Source organism: Micromonospora sp. DH13, from assembly GCF_020873825.1.
GTDB classification, from domain to species: Bacteria; Actinomycetota; Actinomycetes; order Mycobacteriales; family Micromonosporaceae; genus Micromonospora; species Micromonospora haikouensis.
This window is the reverse complement of record NZ_JAHWGR010000086.1, coordinates 1-1331: the sequence shown is the minus strand read 5'-3', so window position 1 is coordinate 1331 and position 1331 is coordinate 1. Positions and strand designations below refer to the sequence as shown.

Below are 1331 nucleotides of genomic sequence, written 5' to 3'. Positions count from 1 at the left end.
GGGAGTGTGGCGCTTTCCGTGTTTGGGCCTGTGGTGTGATCGATGCGGTTAGATGGTGATCCGGTCGCTGTAGGCGAGGATCAGGGCGTTGAGGGCCTTGGCCCAACCGTAGACCCGGCCGGTGATGCTCCCGCCCCCCTTACGTTTCTGCTGGACGACGAGGTAGAGGACCTTCATCGCGGCCTGCTCGGTGGGGAAGTGCCCGCGCCGGCGGGCGGCCTGCCGGAACCGGGCGTTCAGGGACTCGATGATGTTGGTGGTGTAGAGGACCTTGCGGACCTCGTGGTCGTAGTCGAGGAACGGCACGAACTGCGGCCACGAGGTCCGCCACAACCGGATCACGGCCGGGTACTGGTCGCCGAACTCGGCGGCGAACGCCTCGAACCGAGCCTCCGCAGCCGTCACGGTGGGGGCGGTGTAGATCTCCCGCAACGCCGGGGTGATCTTCTGCCAGTCCTTCCGGTTCGTATAGCGCAGGCTCGCCCGGACCAGGTGCACGACGCACTGCTGGTGCACTGCCTGCGGCCACACCTGTTCGATGGCGTCGGTCATGCCCTTCAACCCGTCGGAGCAGACCATGAACACGTCCTCGACACCTCGGTTGCGTAGTTCGGTGAGGTAGCCGGCCCACTGCTTGGCGCCTTCCCCGCCGGTGCCGGCCCACATACCGAGGACGTCGCGTTCCCCGTCGAGGCTGATCCCGACCACCACGTAGACGGGCCGGTTCGCGACCTGCCCCTGCCGGATCTTCATCACGAGTGCGTCGATGAACACCACCGGATACACCCGGTCCAGAGGCCGCTGCCGCCACGCCTCCATGTCGGCCAGGACGCTGTCGGTGACCCGGCTGATCAACTCCCGGGACACGTCGGCGTCATACACATCCGCCAGATGCGCGGAGATCTCCCCGGTCGTCAGGCCCTTGGCATACAGCGACAGGATCGCCTCGTTGAACCCGTCCAACCGGCGGGCGTGCTTCGGCACGATCCTCGGCGTGAACGACCCCGCCCGGTCCCGCGGGACCTGGATCCGCACCGGCCCGACCTCGGTCTGCACCGTCTTCGCACCGTGCCCGTTACGGATGTTGACCCGCCGACCGGTCGTCTCGTCGACACCAGCCTCGTCGAGATGGGCGTCCAGCTCCGCGTCGAGCGCCGATTCGAGCACCGTCCGGGTGATCCCGGCCAGGAGCCCACCCGGCCCCACCAACGACACCCCGTCGGCCTTGGCCCGCTCGACCAGCTGCTGCGCGAACTCCACCTCCGCCGCCGAGGGCTGCGGAAGTGGAGCAGCGTTCTTCTTGTCTGCCATGACGTGGTCCTTCCCGGACA

1 protein-coding gene is annotated in these 1331 nt (G+C 67.6%); it reads right to left on the bottom strand.

Annotated features, from left to right (window positions below; all coding sequences use genetic code 11):
• Window positions 1-48 precede the first annotated feature (48 nt).
• The gene (locus tag LPA42_RS33330) at window positions 49-1311 is read right to left on the bottom strand and encodes an IS256 family transposase (RefSeq protein WP_077940492.1); all 1263 of its coding nucleotides are present in this window, start codon (window positions 1309-1311) and stop codon (window positions 49-51) included.
• Window positions 1312-1331: the final 20 nt, after the last annotated feature.